We start from the raw sequence: 20,867 nt of genomic DNA on the forward strand, positions 1-20,867 counted from the left end.
GATCTTGATATCGGTTACGTGGACTCATAATCACTTTGCCGTCACTTACGTAAGTCAGGGCAGATTCTGCCATCAGTTATGTAAATTTTCAGGGATTATGCCGTCAGTTACGTAATTTAACGGAGGAAAGTAACGAAATTATTTTTCGTTAAGACACTATCAGGATAATTTATGAAATTTCCTAATGATGCTGCGTTTTCGTTGCTACAGTATTGCTACAATGCTGGGTAAAATTTTTCCTGATACTACGTCTCCGTGACATATTTTAATATTGCCATGTTGTGTGTGGGCGGAATGTTTTGCGTATCCCATACGTGGGCGGAAAGAAGAAATGCGATAACGTTCGCGGTTTTGCTGCAGCTGCAGCGTTACTGTAATTTCGGGTAAAAATTTTCCCTTGACTTCCGTTTTTCGTTGGAATATCAAGGGAAACTTTGGCGGTGACGGAGGGATTGGCAAAATTTTTCGTCGCTTTGCTCCAAAAAATTCTTGGTTCGGTACCAGCGTGGCTGGTACCGCTAAGCCTAAAAACACTTGCCGTGTTTTCTTAACGGCTTAGCCCTCACGGGTTCAAATCCCTCGAAAACACAAAAAGTTTCTGCCAAACAGACAACGCTGCTTGGCAGAAACTTTGGCGGTGACGGAGGGATTGGCAAAATTTTTCGTCGCTTTGCTCCAAAAAATTCTTGGTTCGGTACCAGCGTGGCTGGTACCGCTAAGCCTAAAAACACTTGCCGTGTTTTCTTAACGGCTTAGCCCTCACGGGTTCAAATCCCTCGAAAACACAAAAGTTTCTGCCAAACAGACAACGCTGCTTGGCAGAAACTTTGGCGGTGACGGAGGGATTTGAACCCTCGGTGGCTATTAACCACACAGCATTTCGAGTGCTGCACCTTCGGCCGCTCGGACACGTCACCATGCGATGTAATCATACGCGAGGGTGTAAAAAGTCCAAGCTGCAATTTGCTTAATGCGCCTGATTTCACAGAGTTTTCCCCGGTTTTCCGATTCGGTTCACCGAACCGCTTTCGCCATCGCGATTATCCGACAGCCCCCATTCATCGCAATTATCCTGATTACTGCAATCGTCCCGATTGTTCCGATTGGTTTAGTTTGCTTTACCGATTTGCTGGCTGTGATATCGCACTTGTCCTGATTGCCGCGGCGGGGGTATCTCTGCGGCAGTAATCTTTTGCCAGCCAGATCATCTCTATCGGTTAGGATCTTTCTATCAGCTAGATTTGTGCAGTCGGTTCTGCCAGCTCAATAAAATAAATTTGCTAAATTATACGGTTCGGGCAGGTTTGGTAGGTTGTGCTGGTTTGGTTGTGCACGGTTGGTAGGTTCCATCGGGTCAACGCTTCTGCCGGCTCGGCAAGTTTTACCGGCTCGGCAAGTTTTACCGGCTCGGCAAGTTTTACCGGATCAACGCGCCATATCGCTTTAGAAATGCGATTATCTCAGTGAATTCACTCGGTTCGGTCAGCGGAGATTTTTGATAAACCATTCACGCAGCTGCGCAGCCGTTTCTTTTTCCAGAATCCCCCGATTACCTCTGCTTGATGCGGGAGCCGCGCATCGCGTAACACATCACGGACCGAACCTGCAGCACCTGCTTTCTCGTCCCAGGTTCCAAAAATTACGCGGGAAATTCGTGAGTTGATAATTGCTCCGGCGCACATTGTGCATGGTTCAAGAGTTACTGCAAGTGTGCAGCCGGTTAAATTCCAAGTGCCAAGCGCGGCGGCAGCTTCCCGCATAGCGTTCACTTCAGCATGTCCGACGGGATCCCCGAAAGCTTCTCGGGTGTTGAATCCGCGTCCGATTATCTTACCTGTTTTATCGCAGATTAAAGCGCCGACGGGTACATCTCCTGCCGCTCCGGCAATTTTCGCAAGCTCCATTGCTTGCTGCATTAATTTGATTTCGTATTCCCGCATATTCTTTCCAGCCTTTAAACCCTTGGGGAAGTGATTCGGACTGATTCTAACTGACAATTCCAGAGGGAATTCTGCAAAACAAAAACTAATAGAAAAACGAGCCCTTAGTGAAGCAAATGCTTAAAGGACTCGTTTTATTAAAGTTTATAAGATTTACGACGGGTGCGAAGCCAATGGACCGTCAGCCGTCGAAAATCTCAAAACGTAATTAAAGTTGGCTGGCGAATAACCGATTCCCGCCTTTCGCAAGAGCGGAGTCGAGAGAGTAGCGGCCTGCGCCAAGGAAAACTACCGGAAGTGCAAGGAAAAGATACATCATCGAACCTTCCCCGACGATACCGCCGTTTTTGTCGAGAATGCTGCCGCCGGAATTGATTAAGCCCATAACTGGAACGAATAGCCAGATACCAAACATCATAGCTGTTTCGAGAAGTGCGCTGATTCTGGTGAAAAATCCAACTGCGATTAGGATTGGGAGCACAATCTCACCGCCGGCAATCAGTACTGCGAAAAGAGTCGGGGCGGCACTGGATACTGGGAAGTTTTCTAAGCTTTTCGCAAATCCGGAAAAGTTACCAAGTTTCGTGAATCCGTGAAATATCATAACGAGCGGGAATACGCGGAGTAAGAGCAGTCCGATGTCGAATCGTTTCGAAGTGCGGTTAATTTCTAGGGAGTGTGCCATGCCGACTCACCTTTCGTTTGTTGTTTGTTGTTTTATTTTATATACCGAGTTCCTACTGGCTGAAAGTGTAGTTGAATGTAGAACTAACCGCCATAAGTAATTTATGGCATATGTCACTGCGCAGTTGTTGTTTTCCCTACTAGCGCCGTAGTTTTTCGGCATATTGAGAGAATAATATGGAAAACAAAAGACTATCTGCAGACATATAGATACGGAATTAAAATGGTGAAACCTGATTCGCGTGGTGAAAATCAAAATGCGTCACGGAAAGATAATCCTGTGATTCTTCAGACTATGGAAAGCCCGCGGGAGGAAAAAGATCCGCGCTCTGCCGGTATCCAGGTTGCTGCAGGTGAAAAAGAAGAAAGCGCAGAAAAAGCAACAGCAATTCGCGGATTAACGTCGGATGAAATCTCCCAACGAATCGCGGCAGGAAAGATTAATAAACTTCCTCCGCGCACCGGAAAGACCGTCGGAGACATTATTCGCGCAAACGTTTTCACGCGAATTAACGCGATTCTAGGCGTACTTTTTGTGCTGGTAATTACGACGGGATCGTGGATAAATAGTGCTTTCGGGCTGTTGATTTTTGTAAATTCGGCAATTGGAATCGTGCAGGAATTGCGGGCGCGTGCAACTTTAGAGTCACTTTCACTCATTGGCGAAGAGCATCCGACGGTGATTCGCGAGGGGAAAAAATCGAAATCCCCCAAGAAGAACTCGTCTTAGATGACGTGATTTACCTGCAGGCAGGTAAAGAAATTGTGGTCGACGGAGAAGTTTTGACTGCGCAGTATCTTGCCGTAGATGAGTCAATGCTCACCGGCGAAGCAGATCCGGTGGCAAAGCAGCCTGGAGATGAAATTCTTTCCGGAAGTTTTGTGGTGGTTGGAACTGGGGCTTACCGTGTTACGCGCGTCGGGAAAGAATCTTATGCGGCAAAATTGCAGCGCAAGCGCAAAAATACGAGCTTACAAAATCGAAGCTGCAGCAGGGGATTGACGCGATTTTGAAATATATTATCTGGATTTTGATTCCGGTTGGTCTGCTCACAATTGTTATGCAGTACCGCGGCGGATATCAGAGCTGGAATTCGCTGATTCTTGCAATTACCGGGGCACTGGTGCCGATGGTGCCGGAAGGGTTAATTCTGATTACGTCTACGGCTTTTGCGCTTGGCGTGATTCGTCTTGGCAAGCGCAATTGTTTAGTGAACGAACTGCCTGCAATTGAGGGGCTGGCGCGGGTGGATGTGGTTTGTGCAGATAAAACCGGTACGCTGACGGATAATAAATTGCAGTTCCGGGAGGCTTTTGCCCCGATTGATAATGGCAGCGCGGATATTTCGGATACTGCAAGTTTTTCGGATAGCGTCAGTTTCCCAGATAGTTTCCCGGATAACGCCGCCGAAAAAGATGAAAAAGCGGGCACTGCCGTCGGCAATACATACCGGCAGGTGCTGGCGCAAATAGCGTGGAGCGATCCGGACCCGAATCTCACAATCACAGCTTTGCAGGAAGCGTTTCCGCAGCCGGAATCCGGTTCGCAGTGGAAAGAAATCAACCGCAAACCGTTTACTTCGGCGGATAAATGGTCTGGCGTCAGCTTTCTGCAGCCAATTTCTGCTTCCGGCACAGATAGCGGAAATAACGGAAATGGTGCAAATAACGCAGATAACGCAAATAACGCAAATGAAAGCGCTGATGTAAATGCCGGCGGCAGCAGCGTAAGGCAAGTTAATTTTGTGCTCGGTGCCCCAGACGTTCTTTTGAAACCATTGGCGGAGAGCTGCGGCGGGTGGATTAACTTGGTGCGCAGTTTTGAAGATGAAGGACTGCGGGTATTGCTCCTTGGGGAAATTGCTTGCAGTGCGGATGAATACTGTGCCGAATCCGCCGGAAAAATGGGTTTCACTCCATTAGCTGTGCTCGTATTTGACCAGACGATTCGTCCGGATGTTTCAGAGACGCTCGCCTTTTTCAATGCGCAAAACGTTGCCTTGAAAGTCATTTCCGGAGACAATCTCCGTTCCGTATCTGCGGTTTCAAAGCGGCTGGGAATTGATACGGCCCATGGTGTAGACGCGCGCACGCTCGACCGCGAATCGGCGCGGGATGAATTTGATTCCAAAGTGCTCCAGGGCGGAGTTTTCGGGCGAGTAAAACCGGAACAGAAACAGGCAATGGTGCATGCGCTGCAGCATGGCGGACATAGCGTCGCCATGACCGGAGACGGCGTAAATGATGTGCTTGCATTGAAAGATGCGGATATTGGCGTGGCAATGGGGTCGGGTTCTTCCGCGTCGCGTTCCGTCGCGAAAATCGTGCTCCTCGATAATAAGTTCGCTACGCTGCCGTATGTGGTAGCTGAAGGGCGCCGGGTTATCGGAAATATCGAGCGGGTCGCAAACCTTTTCTTAACAAAGACCACTTACTCTGCCATGCTGGCAATTCTCGTAATTCTCGCATCGGTGCCTTTCCCATTCCAACCAATCCACGTGACGATTACCGGTTGGTTTACAATCGGGATTCCGGCATTCATTCTTGCGCTTCCGCCAAACTATCGCCGTGCACGCGACGGATTCGTGCGCAGAGTGCTCAGCTTTGCAATGCCGGCAGGAGTGATAGTCGGAATTTCGGCATTCGCTGCGTATCTGATTGTCTCCGGAGGGAATGTGCCGGAAGAGCATATGCAGCAATCGACGGCAGCGCTCGCGGCGTTAATCATTACTTCCACCTGGGTGCTTGCGTGTGTGGCCCGCCCGTTTAATCTGTGGAAATGCCTGCTGATTGCTTTGCCGCTCGCAGGTTACGGAATTATTTTCACCTGGAGTTTCACGCAGAAGTTGTTTTTGCTTGATTCGTCTAATCTGCCGATGATGCAGACGGCAGTGGTAATTGGCGGGATTGGTGCGGTTTTGATTGAACTGCTTTGGAGGGTTGTGCGGAACCGGCTGGCGTGAATTGTCTGATGGCTGCTGCATGAGGCGGAGCCGCATATCTTCTGTACGTCTTTGACGGGATATGGTTTCGGCTGATCGGCGGCAGTCGGCTTCGGGCAGGTAAGCAGTGAGCTTCGGGCAGATAATGCAGTCGGTTTTGGGAAGATAAGCAGCTGCAGCGGCCAATAATATTCCGGTTTTTCTTTCCCGGCAGTTAAATAACCGGCAGCTAAACAACGGAATCGTTCCAGATATAGGAAATCCCAGGAAATTCACAGACTCACTTGCAAGCTCTCCAAGGTTTACTGTGCATACTAATTACATAACGACAGAAATTAAAAAGATTCCTTCTCCGTTATTGTTGTGTTTTCCTTGTCGTTGTGTGTATGAGTGCAAAGTGAATATGGTGGTTTTTAGATTTTGGAATTAGTGCCTCCAATATCTTTTGAATCACGTTCCTCGGAGGGCAGCCAGATGCGTGGATGGCTGCCCTCCGATTTTTCTTTTCTACTATTTTTCCCACTTTTCGGGCTAAGTACCAAAAATCGAGGCTAAGTGGGGGCTAAGCGCCAAAAATCGTTGCTTATGGCAGCGTGTTGTTAGATGCCAATGGGATGTTCCGCTGCCGTCGGTGCGAATAATGCCAAAAAATAACAGAATGCGGAGCTGTTTTCCAATGTTCAGAAAACAACTCCGCAATGCCTGTAATCGACGGCTCACTGGCAATAGCTGCACAGCCCCGGATCGGAATCCCGATAGAAAGCTTGTAAGCGCGTAAGCTGCAAGCTCGCCGTCGGAATAATTAATTATTTCTTCTTTGCAGCAATTCCAAGATAAATCGAAATTGCGACTACTGCACATACGATGCAGACAACCCAGCGGATCCAGTCAATTCCCGGTGTGTCAATCGGGTACTTGAATACGCCAAGAACCAGGTTTCCAATAGCTACGCCGACAACGCCAAGAAGCATTGTGGCAATGATTGAAAGGTTCTGATTTCCTTTCATGAAAAGACGAGCAAGAGCGCCGATAACAAGACCGAAAATAAGAGTTCCGATAATATTCAACATTCGAGTGTTCCCTTCTTTCTCTACGTCTGACTGTGCAGGCAAACTGCTGTGTGAGCTTGCCGCCTGCACAGTTTCAGGTTAGAGCCTACGTGAAAGAATAAAATAAGCGAAATTTAAAGCATCTTTTTCCGCAGTTTTTTGCTGAAAGAGGATTTTAAGTAAATCGCTTGCTTTTAGTTCTTTGCAGCAAAGCTTTCACACGCGAGGTGCACACTAGGCTGTTGCGCCGAACCGTTGCGGGTTCCGAAAATATCGGTAACATGGCTGCATCCGGCTACAGCGCAGCCTGAATTTGCGGCACGATTTCGTATAAATCGCCGACGATTCCGTAGTCTGCCTCGTGAAAAATCGGCGCTTGCGGATCATCGCAAATTGCAGCAATAATATTTGATTCACGCACACCGCCAGCATGATGAATTTGCCCTGAAGTGCCAATAGCGAGATACAGGTCGGCTGCTACGGGCTGTCCGGTGAGTCCGATATAGGAATCAAACCAGCCGTAGCCTTCCGCAAGCGGCCGCGTACCGCCAATCTGTGCGTCAATTGCGGCGGCAAGATTGCGGATCATTAACAAATCATTTTCCGCTGCGATTCCGCGGCCGACGCCGATTACCCGCTGTGCCTTTGAAAGGTCGGAGCTATTCGCGGCAGCGGGCTGTTCGCTCACGATTTCTGCATGCTGCACAGGGGTGAGCTCCAGTTTGGTGAATTCAGGCTTGCTGCCGGAAAGTTCGGAATTTTCAGTAAGTTCGGCTGCGGCAGGAAGTGTGAATGCGGCAGCTCCGGAAACGGCGATGGTCTGAAGTGACATTGCAGCTACGTTCCGGACGGCTTCGCGTTTCGTGCAATCCCAGGAAACGGCACCAGAAACCCAGGTCGCGCCGATCTTTGCTGCTGCCGTCGTCGCAAGTGCGCGTTCGGCAGCGAAATTAGGTGCAAGGATTGTGTCTGCCGCGTTATCGGCAAGGAATCTTGCAACTTCTGGCGCATACGCTTCTATCGGTGAATTTTCCGGGTCAAGGTGGAAAATGTTAGTTACCGGAGCTTGTGAAAATTTTGCAGCGAACTCTGGCGAACCGCACACAAGAAGTTTCGCTCCTTCACCTGCGGCGGTAATAATATTTCCAATTTCAGCAGTGCTGGCAGTGATAATCCAAGTTGTCATGAAATTACGCCCTCCTTGCGCAGAGCTGCTACAAGTTCGGCAGCGGCATTATCTGAATCGAATATAATATGTTTCCGCGGTTTCACTTCAGGTTTTGCGGTGGAAAGCAGTTTTACTTTGGTGATCAGGCTTGAAATTTCTGCAGAAATTCCGAGGTCGGCAAGCGTCAGTTTTGTTACTGGCTTTTTGCGGGCAGCCATCATGTCTTTCATTCCGATAAGCGGAATCGAAGCTGCGTCAGTAGTAACAGAAATAACGGCTGGACCTGTGAGCCGGAGAATCTGATGGGCATTTGCGGTTTGGCGCTGAATTTGCATCCCTTGCACGGTGGTCTCCAGCTTATTTACATCGCCAAACGACGGGATTCCGAGATAACCTGCCAGGAGTCCCGGCACGGCCTGTCCGCCAATATCGGCAGAAGCGTCGCCGGCAATGATGAGGTCGATATCGCCAATATCGGAAATCGCTTTGGCTAACACACGCGCATATACGTCGGCAGAAACTTCTTTGAGTGTGTCGTCGGCGATCACGACAAGTGAATCAAGACCGCGTGATGCTGCTGCCTGAGTTGCTTTCGCCGAAGCAGCAGCGGAATCGCCGGCGGTCAATCCGATTAGCGTTGTTTTTCGCCGTCTGTGATGTTTTCGTTGATTGAATCTGCGAGAATCCGCGCAGCGTGCATTGCGACCGGATCGTATTCAGAAATTGTGCGTTTTGCTCCCCAATCAATTACGCCGTCGTCGGAGACGAGAGCGTTTTGCGGATCTGGAGCCCATTTATAGATGACTGCAATTTTCATTAAGCAACCTCGGCTGGGTTAGTGGTTTTCGCAGCTGCCGCTCATTTTACACTTGTGTGCTGTTTTTTGGTTCTGCGCTGTCGTTATTATTCGTTTCTACTCTTTCGCAAATCTATAACTGATTTCAATCTTGCAGCAGAAATTAACAGTGTGATATTTCACTGGGTTCGCGGTTTTTCCAGTGGAGTGCGGCTGGTTCTTTTCCGGTGCTTCACCGTGCAAATAACATGCCGGCAAATTTCATATTTCGCTGATTCGGTGTTTCTGTGAAGTTGGTTAGCGTTTCTGTGAAGTTGATTAGTATTCCTGTGAATTGCCGACGGAAATAGACAGCCGGAACTACGTAAGTGATGGCAAGAACTTAGGGTGAAATTTTCACCGTCGGAAGTGCTTGCGTTTGCGCTGGTCGCAGGCCTAAAGTTCCGACGGCGCTCCCGTCGTTACACAAAACCATGCATTTCGCCGCCAATTGCGTGAGATTATGCGAACTTTGCCAGCAGTTACGTTGGCTGGGTGGAATCATGCTGCGGTATGCGGATAAAACCAGGAAAGTGGCTCATAGCGGAGAATTGGCGGAATCTAATCCTGCAGAAATGAAATCAGCACACTAACTTTACAAAAATCTGTTCGCCGGCAAGCAATCGATGTTCCAAAAGAAAAACAACATCAAATTTCAGGATTCCGAGAATTTCAGGATTCCGACAAAAACATATTCAAGCAAACGAAATAAAGTAAAGCAAACATCTGGAAATGAAACTAATGACACGGCATCGATATCCGTACATTAAAATTTATATCTGCATATTGAAATTCACATCTGCATATTAAAATCTAAATCTGAATATTCAGACTGGCATCCGAATATCAATTGTCGGGGTGACAGGATTTGAACCTGCGACCTCTTCGTCCCGAACGAAGCGCGCTACCAAACTGCGCCACACCCCGAGTTGTTCTTTCAGTATTTTCCAGCTCATTTTCCAAATCAGCAGATTTTCCGTTGTTTTCCGCAAGTTGAAATTCGAAAATACTTGAAACAACCCTTATATCTTAACCCGTTTCGCCGTAACTGGAAAATCGGTACGAAAAACAATTTGTGAGAATCTCATCAATCACAGAAAATTTCCGTGAAATAAATGTGAAATAAACATGAAATAAACACGGGAATACATTCATTATTCCCAGTAAATACTAGTGATTACTGGGAAACCTGCGAACGGATAGCGGCACGGAATTTTGCGGTGCATTACACTTAATTCAAATCCGAATAATATCGATTTGAATTGCCTCTGGCGGGCAGAATGTGCGGATTTGCGCGAAAGGAGAAGTGCCTATTCCGGCAGATATCTGCACAAGCATTTTTCCCCGTCGGAAGAAAAATCGTGTGACCTGTTATGGGATTCCGCAGCTCTATTGTTATTTTCCCGGAAGCTATTTTCCTCGCGCCAATTTTCCTGACACCAGCCAACAATAGCTCCGTTGTGCTGCAGCGGAAGATTTTTGCACGAAGTTTTTTATCTTCACCAGTGTAGAGCGGCCAAGAAAACAGACCCGATGCATGGCTTGTTGGAATATCGCAATTCGTAACAAGCGCGCGATGTCCCGGAAGACACACTTGCCCGCCGTGTGTGTGCCCGGCGAAAACGATCTGACATCCGGCATTTTGCATCCAGTCGAGTACATCCTTGTAGGGGGCATGCGTAAGTCCAATCCGCACTCTTTGCCGTGCGGTATTTTTGATTTTTGCGGTTTGCGTTATTGGCTTGGCGAATCCGGCGGAATTGGCAGAATTGGCGGATCCGGCAGGTGCAGTAAATCCGGCGGAATTGGCAGATCCAGCAGATCCAGCAGATCTAGCAGGTTCTGCAAAACCAGCAGGTTCAGCAGATTCAGCGGCTGCATTTGAAACACCGGTTTCGTCGAGATGCTGCTGTGAAATATCTGCAGAACTTTTCGGAAAGTCAAGACGCGGATATTTTGCAAGCCCGATATGCGGATCATCCACTCCCGCAAATTCAAGATCCCAATCACCGACGGAAATACTCCCGGCTGCATTATTTAAGTTCAGGAAACCGAGATTGTCTAAACCGGCAATAAGCCGATCGGTTTCAAGGCGCCGAACCGGTTTCGCTTTCGAAAGGTTTGAATTCTTGAAAAGGTAGCTAAATGGATTCTTTGGACGCGGAGCATGATAATCATTTGAACCAAAGACATATACGCCAGGTATTCCGCGAAAAGATTCAAGTGCTGCAAGAAGGTGCGTGATTGCGCCGTTTTCGCTGATTAAATCACCGGTAAGCACTATCAGGTCCGGATTTTGTGCAGCGAGGGAGTGCAGGAAATGTTTGCGCCGAATTTGCGTCCGCAGCATGTGCGTGTCGGAAATATGCAGGATCCTGAGAGATGCGAATTTTTCCGCAGCTTTGGCTTTTTCGCCGTCTTTTTCTGTCGCATCTTTTCCGTCGGATCTGAATCTGCAGCATGGATTGGGAGAATCCCGTCGACGGAATCGGATTTATCGGATTCGGATTTCCCGTCGTTAGAAAGATGCGGCGGTAAATCTTGCAGTATTTCGGCATTCTGCAGATTTTGCTGAAGTATGCTCGTACCATCTGGGAGCAGAATCGCACGGCGGCGGAGCTTGTAGGCGTGCGCTTGGATAAGTCCGGCAGTGAGAAAGGCGGCTCCGCAAGCGAATGGGCTGAGCCACGCGACGGTCTTCCAATTCATATTTCAAATCCTTCAGAATATTTTGCAGAACGTTCCGCAAAATATTTCATTTCGTTTATTTTTCTAAGCTTGTTTGTACTGATAGGTAGTTATAAGTGGTTATTCGTATTTTTGTGTGCAGACTTGTGCGGTATTTATTTGTTTATTTATTTGTTTATTTTGTTTTGTGAAAATAAATATGACTGATTTTTTGGGCGGTAAGTTTGAGTATTTATCAACACGCACTTCATCGGTGCGCGATCTCTATCTTGGTAGTATCGTGAGTATTTGCTGCTGGTTGCGGATGCCGCCGCTGTTCTATCGCGAATACCGGTACCGGGTCCGAACATTAATACTGGTACCGAATTCCGGCATCAGTACCAGTACCGAATCCGAATATTATTACCGGGTCTGAATATCAGTGTTGCGGGGCTGGGCCGGCAGAGATATTCAGCGTGATTGTACTTCCGGGAGCAATAGGGCTTCCAGCTGCTGGAGTTGTTGAAACGACGGTATTCTTCGGCTGGTTCGACCAGACACCGGCAGGCGCTACAACATATCCCTGAGCGCGCAGAGCGCGGGCAGCAGCATTCATTTCCATTCCGGCAACATTTGGAACTTTTTGACCGGCATGTTCCTGATTTTCACGTTCCTGTTCGCGTTTGAGTTCTTCTTCGCGCTGCTTTTCTTCTTCGGTTTGCATTTGCAAAGAAATTCTGCCGCGCGGCGAATTAAACTGCCGCACTTCTTTACCGGCGAGAGCCTGTGAAGCGAACTTCCCGAAAATTTTTGCCGGAATCCCCAGACCGTAAACTTCGCGGTAGAAACGGCCGTTGATGTTAATATTTAACATCGGTTTTATCCCGTTCATGTGTCCAAGCCAGACGGCGCTTGCAAGCCCCGGAGTGTATCCGATATACCAAGCGTCGGCAGCCTCGTTGGTTGTACCGGTCTTACCTGCTGACGGGTGGCCGGAAATTAGCCCGTTTCTTGCTTCTTGCCGCGGAACTTGCTGCAGTACTTGATTCGCTAAACGTGCAACATTTTCCGGCAGTATCTGCTCGCAATTCGGTTCTTGTTTCGCAAGCGATTTTCCGTCGCGGGCGCGAATTTCAGTGTACGTGATCGGAGTGCACTTCTTACCGTCGGCGGCAAATGAGGCGGCAGCTGTTGCCATTGAAATCGGTGTGACGGTAGTGGTTCCGATAATAGTTGCCGGATTAGGCAGAATCGGGAGCGGTTTGCCGAGTTTTGCATTCAAAGATTTATATTTTTCGACGCTTTTCTTATCGGTAATATTGCCTTGTTCTGCTCCCATGTCCGTCGCAAGTTTGACTACATTGCAGATACCGACTTTTGAAGCCATTTCAAGGTATCCCACGTTGTAGGAATTAATTGTGGTAGTGGTAACTGTCTGTGTGCCTGGTGTTACGCCGCCAGAGTTTTGCGGACGGTATTTCCCTACGAAGCGCATATCTGGGGCGCAGGGAACAGGGAAGTCTTTACCGGTAAAGTCGCGCGGATTATTGTTTACTAAATCGTTCGGACTGCGTCCTGAGCGAAGCCATTCACCCAAAGTGAAAATCTTAAAAGTAGATCCTGCCTGGTATCCGCCGCCGCCGCCGCGCAGCTTTCCGACGTTTGCGTTGACTTGGGTTGCATCCGGATCTTTTTCAGTTGGTTTGCCGAAATTTGTATTCTGTACCATGGCAAGCACTTTTCCAGTGTTCGGTTCGACTGAAACTGAAGCAGCATCAACATTCGACGGGTCAGCAATTGGGACTTCGGAAATGAGTGCCTCATATGCTGCGTTTTGGGTCTTTAAATCAAGTGTTGTGGTGATTGTGAGCCCGCCGCGGTAAAGCTGCTTAACACGATCGGCGCGGCTCTTTCCCCAAGAATCTGAGTTGAGGATATCGGTAATTACTGTTTCGCAGAAGTATGCGGCATTTCCGGCCATTTCACAGCCATTTTTTGCCGGAGAAACGTGCAGCATGTCGGCGATGTTTACTTTTACTGCTGCATCGTATTCTTCTTTGGTGATGTATCCGAGCTGGTGCATTTTACCGAGCACTACATCGCGCCGCTTCTGAGTTTCTTCCGGATTTTCCAGCGGATTCCAGCGGTTTGGAGCTTGAGTGTTTCCGGCAATCATTGCAGCTTCCGGAATCGTGACGTCTTTTGCTGATTTTGAAAAGAAAAAGCGGGAAGCAGCCTCAACACCCCACTGTGACGGACCGAACTGTGCAATGTTTAAATACGAGGTAAGGATTTCATCTTTGGTCATCTGCTTTTCAATTGCTAACGCATAGCGGGCTTCGTTCAGTTTGCGGCTCACAGATGTTTCAGTTGCGGCATTGATTTGATTCTCATCTTCAGCAAAACGCCCTTCTTCGATGAGCGAGTTTTTCACATACTGTTGGGTGATTGTGGACCCGCCGGCGAGCCGTCCGCCAGTCAAGTTGTTGAAAGCTGCGCCGATAATTCCTTTTGCGTCAATACCTGCGTGTTCGAAAAAGCGTTCATCTTCGATGGCGACGGCTGCATGCTTTAGATGGTCCGAGATTTGGTCGGAAGCGACGACAATCCGGTTTTCAGCATAGAAAGTGGCAAGCAAGGTGCCGTCGGCGGCAAGAATCGACGATTTCTCTGATGGGTGAGTGAAATCGATTGACGTTGGGAGATCGTCGAAAAGCTTCATCGTGGCGTTGCTTGCGGTTCCGACGCTTGCGGCAACTGGGAGAATCGCTGTCGCAAGAGCAAGACCGCCGGCCAGTGAAAGGGCGATGAATGCCATCACTGCTGTGGCGGCGCGCGATGCAGTAATCTTTTCGGAAGTTTTAACGCTATGCATACTAGCTAGGATACTTGTTTTCTCGTTCGGATACTTGGTTTGCTGGAGATTTCCCTCTGAGATGAGTCGAACTTTTTATTTCGGCGCGTTTTTGGTGTGTTTGGCGTGTGATTTTGGTGTGTTCAGCGCGTGAGTAATGTGCGGATTGGTGTGTGTTTGGCGTGTGGGTGATGTGTGTTCAGTGCGTGCTTCTAGGGGTGTGGCTGGGTTGTTCGGGCTGTAAGAGTATGCCAAGCAGTAGTAGAACGAACAGAAATTACGTAACTAGTGGCAGAATGCTTACGGACATTACGTAAGTGGTGGCAAAGTGCTTATAAGTTCACGTAACTAGTAGCGGAATTAGTTTTGCCGGCTCTTCATATTTTTCTTTGTGTTGGTGAAATGAAGCTGGTGGTTGTTTGGGTGGAAAGCGGTGTTTTTGCATAGATCAAGCCTGACCGCTGTGCAAAAACACCGCTTGGAACCGGCCAAACTGAACCCAAGCAAAAAGGTGCTGCACATTTTTGTTTATGCCGTGGGTATTGGCTGACGTAACTGGCAGTAAATTGCCTACGAGTACACGTAACTGGTGGCATAATCCGTATTTTTAAACGTAACTGGTGGCGAAATGGGTGGTTTTGTTTTCCGACGGGAGTGCCGTCGTTCCTTTAGGCCTGTGACCAGCGCAAATATAATCATTTCCGCTGGTGAAAACCACAGCCCGAGTTCTTGCCACCACTTACGTAACTTTTTCACTTCCCGCCACCGGGTGCATAAATTTTCCTGCTTCTTGCCGTCGGTTGCGTGATGAAACTAAGTTTGTGCCATCGGTTGGACCATCGGTTTTACGGTTAGATCGTGCAGGTACAGGTATAGGTGCGGTTGGATTGTGCGGGTACGGGTGCGGTGATTGTATTGGAAAGTAAAGTGCGGTGTTGGTTTCTGCGGCGGTGTTGAACTGCGCAGGAGTGTGAATGACGTATTGAGCTGCTGGATTGTTGAGCTATTAGCTGCTGAACTGCTGCGTCGCTGAGTTTTGCGTTGCTGGCGGGGATTATTTTCCGGGTCAATGTGCATTTTCGAAAAATAATTTGTAGCATAGAACACAGGAGCTCTGCTGTTCGGGTTGGGCTTCCATTTCACCTTACAGTCACATGTAATCTGGGTATGTTCTTTTGTGAACACTTTTGCAGTACTTTACTTTGGCACTGCCGCGGATTACATCCAGTGTGAGTTGCGAAAGAGGAGAGTTCAACAATGACGTTGATTTACCAGGATCAGACTTGGGCAGCGCGTGCCGCATGTGCAGCAGTTGACCCTGATGCTTTGTTTGTGCGCGGATCTGCGCAGCGGCAGGCCCGGCAGGTGTGCGTGTCGTGCCCGGTGCGTATCGAATGCTTGGCGGATGCGTTAGATTCGAAGATGACTTTTGGTATTTGGGGCGGGCTGACTGAACGTGAGCGGCGTGCGATTCTCCGGCGTTATCCCAATGAGGATCGTTGGTATGAGCGCTTAACGACTTCAGACGAGGCGTTCGCTGTGGCGTTGCGGGCCGGAGGAGTTCCGCGGATTCCTAATCGTTAAATATTTACCTCTGGGCAGGTTTAGTTTGCTCGGTGAGTTGTGTTGTTTTCGGGTGAAATGTTGTCTCGGCATTGTGATGTCGGTGAGTTCTCGCCGCAGCTTACTTGAAGCTGAGTTTTTATGGGCTTAGGAAGCAAAGATTTTTGCGGCTGCGGAAAGTCGGGATTATTTCGCTGAATGGCTTGCCTGTATATCTTGCAATTCTTTATCGGTTCAGCTTAGCCTTGGCATATGAAAACATGGGAATATGTAACAGTGCCGCTATTAATTCATAATACGAAAGCAATTCTTGATAATTGGGGTGGCGACGGCTGGGAGCTGGTGGCAGTAATCCCTGGACCCGACGGCACGAATCCGGTTGCCTATCTGAAGCGCGAAAAGCAGTAATAGTGAAGTAATAGTGAAGCGGGCCGCAATAATAAAGCAATAATACAGAAATAAGTGTAGATATCCCGCAAGAAAGAATGCCGAGAATGCGGCGGATGTCTGGCGGAGCGGGAATGTTTGTAAATTGCGGTAAAAAGTTATTGCGGATAATTAAGTTAATGCGTTACCAGAGAGATTAAAGCGGATAAAAACGTGCCTAGACTGGTGAAACCGCAAACTTATATCCGTTTGCTGGGTTTTGCTTTGTGCTGTACGCCCGATGTTTGGGGTGCCTTGGCAGAGTTGCAGGCCGCAGTGATTTTGGCTTGGCTGAGATGTCCGCATGTCATTCTGTGTGTGATACATCCGCCGTATTTGTGAGAATATCTCTCATATTTGTATTTTATTGTTATTCGTGAACATTTATTGGGTCAAGGCGGGCAGGTGTGTGAATTTTTCCGGCTCGGTGTTGTTCATCTTGCTGTTTCCATCTTGGCGTTTCCATCTTGACGTTTTGCGATTGAAGTTTCATAGATTGGCGTTTCGTGGGTTGGCGTTAGCTTTTTTGAGAAATGCCGGATGTGCTGGACGTCTTGAAAGTGCTGAATGTACTAAATGTGTGAAATATACTGAATATCTTGCCTGCTTCTTGTAGGCTGATTTTGATTATGCGGGTCGATTTGGATTAGCTGCGTTAGATTGGATTATTCCAGGTTGCAGCAAATCGCGAAATATAAGGCAATAATGCAGAATGTATGAAAAAGTTGAGTGACGGGAAATATAACATGAAACCAAGTGAACGCCTGGCTGAATTGGGAATCAAACTTCCGCAGGTGGCTGCGCCGTTAGCAGCATATGTTCCTGCACAGCGAATTGGCGACGAAGTGCGTACTTCGGGGCAGCTCCCGACTATCTCCGGAGAACTGACGGTTAAAGGAAAAGTTGGCGGGGAGGTTTCCCTGGAAACTGCGAAAGAGCTTGCCCGTATCGCGGTGCTGAATGCGCTCGCGGCTGCAGCTTCGGCAGCTGGCGGTATTGATCGGATTATAAAAATTTCGCATATTACCGGTTTCGTTTCTTCGACGCCAGACTTTTTGGTCAGCCGATTGTGCTTAACGGCGCGTCTGAGCTGCTGCAAGAGATTTTCGGTGATGCTGGCAAGCATACGCGTTCTGCCGTCGGGGTGAGTGTTTTGCCGATTGATTCACCGCTTGAAATCGAGCTTACCTGTATTGCGGCTTCGATTTAGTGCTTAAATTTGGTTTGTTTTTAAATTTCGTATTTGTATCGATTGGTTTTGTGCTAATTAGTTTAACGCGCTGCATGATATGTTTCCCTGCAATGTTACGCGTAACTGGCGGCAAAGTTCCCGCATTCTCACGTAAGTGGCGGCAAAATGCCCTGTATGGTTACGTAAGTGGCGGCGAAATGTACGGTTTTGTGTAACGACGGGAGTGCCGTCGTTATTGCGAGCCTGTGACCAGCGGAAACGCAAGCGCTTTCGACGGCAATAATCCCAGCCTGAGTTCTTGCCACCACTTGCGTAACGAAACTGACTTCCCGCCGCCAGTTACGTAAATTTTCCGACTTCCCGCCGTCACATACGCAGTGTAAACGTGGCAGTGCTGTCGGTTAGGCAGTGAAGTTAGTTCTCCTGCCAAGATACAGATAAATTTTCGTTATCTGGCGTGAAAACTACCAAAAACACGTTTCCTAAGCTAGATTAAGAAGAGTGAATAACTACAACGATAGCGCTAGACGTGCGTATCAACGCAGATTGACGCAGCGTCAGATTGTCCTTTTCGGCACGATTGGGTTAGTGCTTGCTGTATTGCTGCTAATTAACACGCTTTTTGGACTGGTATTTTACCGTTTCCGTTCCGTAAGGATTTTGCGACGGACAAAGTTCCGGAGACAGTCTCGGTTTGTCCGCTTGCAAATGCGCAGCCGGTGGAAGTCGCGAAGATTAAGGCACGTGTGTTTAATGCCAGCAAACGTTCGGGACTCGCGCAGGAAGTTAACCAAAAACTCGGAGATCAAGGTGTGCAGGTGGGAAATCCCGCTAACTGGGAATCTTCAGAAGTTATTTCTGATCCGGTGCGTCTGCTGACGACAAAGGATTCGATTAACGCTGCTTACACCTTGCGTGCTTTCTTTCCGGATGCGGCGGTTGTGATTGACGAAAATGCGCAGTCCGGTACTATCGACGTGGTGATTGGGAAAGGCTGGAAAGAAATGCAGGAAATTCCTGCAGAGAATGATTATCGGAAAGCGATGGAGGCGATTGCGGGTTGCGTGCCTGCTTCGTCCTAAGTCACGGCTCGCCTGCGGTTTGTGTTTTAACGTATTCTATTTGCTGGAAATCTACTCGAAAATTTTCGAGTAGATTTTCGAGTAGGTTTGAAAACCGCTTATTTCCAAGGAAAACTCCAGGTGCTACTCGAAAAAACTTTTCGAGTAGCTTTTCGAGTACGTGAGATTCTTTCATGATACGCGCCTAAGCGTGCAGCGATTAGGCGTGCAGTGATGAGGAGAAATAAGTAATTAAGTATCGCCTAGTTTTGCTGTGAGTGCCGAGAGTACTGATTAAAGCACAAAAAGTTTTCTTGAAATCTATGGCGGGCTGCGTGTTTTAGTGCAAAGTGAGAATCCATTGGGCGCGCGGATCGCGTGTGGATTTTCCTTCCCATTTCACGTAACCCTGCTGTTTAAGTGCTTGCAGGGTTTTGCGTGTGGTTGGATTGGTGAGCTTGGCGGCTTCTGAAATTTCGCTTGTTCCTCCTCTCCCTCCCAGGGTGCGGATGGCGAAAATAATTTTCTGTGCGTGTTTTGGTAGGTCGGTTCCGTCGTTAGGCGTTACTTTGGCGATGAATGGCAGCGTGAGTTTCACGTGCATTGGCGGCTGTTCATAGATTGGATCGTTTAAACCGGAGGATTGCATTTCTTCAAATATGCGTTTGATTCCTTCGCCGAGTTCTTGTGAATATCCCAAGTCGGTGCAAGTGCGGGCGATTCGGGGATTTTGGGCATAACGTGTGATGCGTAAAGCTTCGGGCGACGGGGAATTGTTGTATCGAAAATGCCCAGGATTGCTTATTTCCAGGCGGTCGTCAAAAATTTCAATCCGGATGTGGTCGCCGGTGTAGCTATATGACCTGTGTATCGCGGCATTTACTATTCCTTCTGTCCAGGCGGCTTTCGGGGCTAACGGGATAAAAGAAAAAGTATTTTTGTGAGGGCTTTTCGTTTTGGAATATTTTCATCTACCCATTGAATAGCCTGATCGATAGCTTGCGGAATCGGCAGGTCTGTGCGGCGATCGAAGGTAATATTTTGCCGTTCGCCAGTTTCTCTTTCTTTCCGGCGTAGCGGACTACCCGAATTTCACTTCCGGGAATTGTGAGTACAGGTGAGTCTGCAAAAAGTAAGCAAGCGGCATTTGTGACTTCTCCGCTTTGCTTCAGTAAACCGCGCGATGTGAGTAAGTGCCGAAAGTCTCTGGTGGATCCGACCTTTTTCGCAAAACGTTTAATATACTCGGTGTTCAGCGATGTGCACGGAATGCTGCATGGCTCTGCTTCGAATAGAGATATTCCGCGGGTGTATTCAAGTTCCCGTATCTCTGCCGGGGTTTGTGTGATATTTGAGTCGCCTTTTCGGACGAATACTTGTCCGGATGGGGTTTTGCATAGTTTTTCGCTGGGCTGTATCTGGAAGATGAGAATATGAACGATGGTATTTTTAGTGTTTAATACTGCTAATTCTTGTACCGACGCGGGGAAAGGCATTTCTAAATACTCTGCGGTCAGGATTCTCCGCACTCTATTTGCCAGATCTGGATTTTCTTCGACGGATTCGATGTTTCCAGAGTTAATTCCAACAACAACTATTCCGCCTTCCGCATTTGCCAGGGCGATTAGTGTTTGCGCAAGTTTCTTTGGTTCGATTCGAATTGATTTTCGGTCGAACCATTGATTTTCTTTGTGTGTAAGCAAGATTTTGGTACGAGTTTCAATGCTTGCTTCAAGAGCGGAATCTATTGTTCGCGGTGTCATAAAAGCATTATACATCTACTCGAAAATTTTCGAGTAGATTTTCGAGTAGTTTGAAAACCGCGTATTTCCAAGGAAAACTCCAGGTGCTACTCGAAAAAACTTTTTCGAGTAGCTTTTCGAGTAGCTTTTCGAGAGCATGTGCTGCTTCTGGATGTGCTGTTTCTGTATGCCTTGCTTCTGCATGTGCTGTTTCTGACGGGAAATAATCCGGTTGCTGATGAATTCGTGCGGTGGTTAATCCGGATGCTTGACGAAATGAATCTGTGTGCTTGATGAAATTAATCCGGTTGCTTAATGAATCCGTGCAATGAAAACTCGTCGAAATAATTGCACAGATTGCGGTTTGCAAGCCGCGTTGGCACTGAAAACTGTAGATTGTGCGCACCCTATGTCATACGAACTGTGCTTTGTGCGCACCCTACCTATGTTATGCGAACCGCGTAGATAGCGCGAACCGTAGTATATAAACCGCAGGTAGTGCCGGCCGTCGAAAGAAATAAATAAAATCAGCGAAAACTAATTGCGCCCGCACCAGTAAATAAGTGAAATAAGTGCGGGCACAATAGTGTGCAAACGGTTTGCTGCTCTCGAATACCGGCAGAAAACCTGAAAGTTAAGGCAGGGCAAACCTGGACTATGCCTAACGAAACCTTAACTGTGTTTAATCCTGTTTACTTCTTGTTAGTGCGCGTTACTTCACGGGTGCGCATTAATTTTTCGCCC

The 20,867-nt window shown here is 48.1% G+C and carries 19 protein-coding genes, 2 tRNA genes and 1 pseudogene; 7 read left to right on the forward strand and 15 right to left on the reverse strand.

Annotation, left to right across the window (positions count from 1 at the left end; all coding sequences use genetic code 11):
* Positions 1-204: 204 nt before the first annotated feature.
* The 4 genes from RQN30_RS08140 to RQN30_RS08155 form a co-directional block, all read right to left on the reverse strand.
* Entirely contained in the window at positions 205-534 is a 330-nt protein-coding gene (locus RQN30_RS08140; protein WP_353060046.1) for a hypothetical protein, read from the reverse strand.
* Between the two features lie 294 nt (positions 535-828).
* A tRNA-Ser gene (locus RQN30_RS08145) sits at positions 829-917 on the reverse strand.
* A 552-nt stretch (positions 918-1,469) separates the two neighbouring features.
* Complete coding sequence (locus RQN30_RS08150) at positions 1,470-1,940, reverse strand: nucleoside deaminase (RefSeq protein ID WP_353060047.1); 471 nt, start codon at positions 1,938-1,940, stop codon at positions 1,470-1,472.
* A gap of 208 nt (positions 1,941-2,148) precedes the next feature.
* Positions 2,149-2,625: a DoxX family protein gene (locus tag RQN30_RS08155; RefSeq protein WP_353060048.1), complete on the reverse strand. Its 477-nt coding sequence runs from the start codon at positions 2,623-2,625 to the stop codon at positions 2,149-2,151.
* A 222-nt stretch (positions 2,626-2,847) separates the two neighbouring features.
* Here RQN30_RS08155 and RQN30_RS08160 point away from each other — a divergent pair, with 222 nt between their 5' ends.
* Genes RQN30_RS08160 through RQN30_RS08170 form a run of 3 tightly spaced genes read left to right on the forward strand, consistent with a single transcriptional unit; the run spans position 2,848 to position 5,587 of the window.
* A complete protein-coding gene (locus tag RQN30_RS08160; RefSeq protein ID WP_353060049.1) occupies positions 2,848-3,354 on the forward strand; it encodes a hypothetical protein in 507 nt (168 codons plus the stop codon).
* A 5-nt stretch (positions 3,355-3,359) separates the two neighbouring features.
* The gene (locus RQN30_RS12590; RefSeq protein WP_491608663.1) at positions 3,360-3,638 is read left to right on the forward strand and encodes a P-type ATPase actuator domain-containing protein; all 279 of its coding nucleotides are present in this window, start codon (positions 3,360-3,362) and stop codon (positions 3,636-3,638) included.
* Positions 3,635-5,587, forward strand: a complete 1,953-nt coding sequence (locus tag RQN30_RS08170; RefSeq protein ID WP_491608664.1) for an HAD-IC family P-type ATPase — start codon at positions 3,635-3,637, stop codon at positions 5,585-5,587. The genes RQN30_RS12590 and RQN30_RS08170 overlap by 4 nt, the downstream gene beginning before the upstream one ends.
* A 785-nt stretch (positions 5,588-6,372) precedes the next feature.
* Here RQN30_RS08170 and RQN30_RS08175 read toward each other — a convergent pair.
* The 8 genes from RQN30_RS08175 to RQN30_RS08210 all read right to left on the reverse strand — a co-directional run bounded on the left by RQN30_RS08175 (position 6,373) and on the right by RQN30_RS08210 (position 14,160).
* Positions 6,373-6,636 carry a GlsB/YeaQ/YmgE family stress response membrane protein gene (locus RQN30_RS08175; protein WP_353060050.1) on the reverse strand — a complete coding sequence of 88 codons (264 nt, stop codon included), beginning with the start codon at positions 6,634-6,636 and terminating at the stop codon, positions 6,373-6,375.
* Positions 6,637-6,910: 274 nt separating this feature from the next.
* Positions 6,911-7,801 (reverse strand): electron transfer flavoprotein subunit alpha/FixB family protein, encoded by an 891-nt coding sequence (locus RQN30_RS08180; RefSeq protein WP_353060051.1) that lies wholly within the window; start codon positions 7,799-7,801, stop codon positions 6,911-6,913.
* A complete protein-coding gene (locus RQN30_RS08185) occupies positions 7,798-8,409 on the reverse strand; it encodes an electron transfer flavoprotein subunit beta/FixA family protein (protein ID WP_353060052.1) in 612 nt (203 codons plus the stop codon). Before RQN30_RS08185 ends, RQN30_RS08180 begins: the two co-directional genes overlap by 4 nt.
* A gap of 5 nt (positions 8,410-8,414) precedes the next feature.
* The gene (locus RQN30_RS08190; RefSeq protein WP_353060053.1) at positions 8,415-8,600 is read right to left on the reverse strand and encodes a hypothetical protein; all 186 of its coding nucleotides are present in this window, start codon (positions 8,598-8,600) and stop codon (positions 8,415-8,417) included.
* A gap of 871 nt (positions 8,601-9,471) precedes the next feature.
* Positions 9,472-9,545 (reverse strand) — tRNA-Pro (locus RQN30_RS08195).
* A gap of 304 nt (positions 9,546-9,849) precedes the next feature.
* A complete protein-coding gene (locus tag RQN30_RS08200; protein WP_353060054.1) occupies positions 9,850-10,968 on the reverse strand; it encodes a hypothetical protein in 1,119 nt (372 codons plus the stop codon).
* The gene (locus tag RQN30_RS08205) at positions 10,902-11,327 is read right to left on the reverse strand and encodes a hypothetical protein (protein ID WP_353060055.1); all 426 of its coding nucleotides are present in this window, start codon (positions 11,325-11,327) and stop codon (positions 10,902-10,904) included. Before RQN30_RS08205 ends, RQN30_RS08200 begins: the two co-directional genes overlap by 67 nt.
* 397 nt (positions 11,328-11,724) lie before the next feature.
* Positions 11,725-14,160 (reverse strand): transglycosylase domain-containing protein, encoded by a 2,436-nt coding sequence (locus RQN30_RS08210; protein ID WP_353060056.1) that lies wholly within the window; start codon positions 14,158-14,160, stop codon positions 11,725-11,727.
* A 1,236-nt stretch (positions 14,161-15,396) separates the two neighbouring features.
* On the opposite strand from RQN30_RS08210, the gene RQN30_RS08215 reads away from it, so the two are divergent.
* From RQN30_RS08215 to RQN30_RS08225, 3 genes and pseudogenes are all read left to right on the forward strand, one after another.
* A complete protein-coding gene (locus RQN30_RS08215; protein ID WP_353060057.1) occupies positions 15,397-15,723 on the forward strand; it encodes a WhiB family transcriptional regulator in 327 nt (108 codons plus the stop codon).
* Positions 15,724-15,954: 231 nt separating this feature from the next.
* Complete coding sequence (gene sp36 / locus RQN30_RS08220; RefSeq protein WP_353060058.1) at positions 15,955-16,110, forward strand: Sp36 family protein; 156 nt, start codon at positions 15,955-15,957, stop codon at positions 16,108-16,110.
* A gap of 764 nt (positions 16,111-16,874) precedes the next feature.
* Positions 16,875-17,338: pseudogene (locus tag RQN30_RS08225) on the forward strand (RidA family protein).
* Between the two features lie 214 nt (positions 17,339-17,552).
* On the opposite strand, the gene RQN30_RS08230 reads toward RQN30_RS08225, so the two are convergent.
* Positions 17,553-17,690, reverse strand: coding sequence for a hypothetical protein (locus RQN30_RS08230; protein ID WP_353060059.1), 138 nt, complete (start codon positions 17,688-17,690; stop codon positions 17,553-17,555).
* Between the two features lie 349 nt (positions 17,691-18,039).
* Between RQN30_RS08230 and RQN30_RS08235 the strand changes: the two genes are divergently transcribed.
* On the forward strand, positions 18,040-18,402 hold the full coding sequence (locus tag RQN30_RS08235) for a LytR C-terminal domain-containing protein (RefSeq protein ID WP_353060060.1): 363 nt from the start codon (positions 18,040-18,042) through the stop codon (positions 18,400-18,402).
* 319 nt (positions 18,403-18,721) lie between these two features.
* On the opposite strand, the gene RQN30_RS08240 is transcribed toward RQN30_RS08235, so the two are convergent.
* Positions 18,722-19,303 (reverse strand): ATP-binding protein, encoded by a 582-nt coding sequence (locus RQN30_RS08240; protein WP_353061817.1) that lies wholly within the window; start codon positions 19,301-19,303, stop codon positions 18,722-18,724.
* A 49-nt stretch (positions 19,304-19,352) separates the two neighbouring features.
* Positions 19,353-20,144, reverse strand: a complete 792-nt coding sequence (locus RQN30_RS08245) for an RNA-binding domain-containing protein (protein WP_353060061.1) — start codon at positions 20,142-20,144, stop codon at positions 19,353-19,355.
* Positions 20,145-20,867: the final 723 nt, after the last annotated feature.

Origin of the sequence: Arcanobacterium hippocoleae (assembly GCF_040360365.1) — a bacterium.
In the GTDB taxonomy this organism is placed as follows: Bacteria; Actinomycetota; Actinomycetes; order Actinomycetales; family Actinomycetaceae; genus Arcanobacterium_A; species Arcanobacterium_A hippocoleae_A.